The 338-nt window shown below is 53.8% G+C and carries 1 protein-coding gene; it reads right to left on the bottom strand.

All coding sequences use genetic code 11. The annotated features are described in order from the left end of the window. Positions 1-338 (bottom strand): reverse transcriptase domain-containing protein (locus tag A9165_RS16520; RefSeq protein ID WP_255365758.1); only part of this gene is annotated, 338 nt, incomplete at both ends.

Here is a 338-nt window from a genome sequence, read left to right as displayed (position 1 = left end):
CACAAAATCCATATCCACAACCCAGCGCTTGCCGCTATGGATGTATTGCTGCGCTTGGCGCACAGCTTGCCATGCATTGCGGTTTGGTCTGAAGCCATAACTGGAGTGTGAGAATCCGGGCTCAACATGAGGGGTGAGCACTTGCGCTATCGCTTGCTGGATGAGTCTGTCTACCACGGTCGGTATGCCCAGTGTCCTTATCCCGCCATTTGGCTTGGGAATATCGACTTTGCGTATCCTCCGTGGCAGATAGCTCCCCGTTATCAGTGCTTCTCTGACACTTGGCCAGTGTGCTTTCAGCCACGGCTTCAACGCCGATACACTCAGGTTATCAACCC

Source organism: Alishewanella sp. HH-ZS, assembly GCF_001704375.1.
In the GTDB taxonomy this organism is placed as follows: domain Bacteria; phylum Pseudomonadota; class Gammaproteobacteria; order Enterobacterales; family Alteromonadaceae; genus Alishewanella; species Alishewanella aestuarii.
Note: the sequence above shows the minus strand (reverse complement) of the source record. Positions and strands in the feature narration are given on the sequence as shown.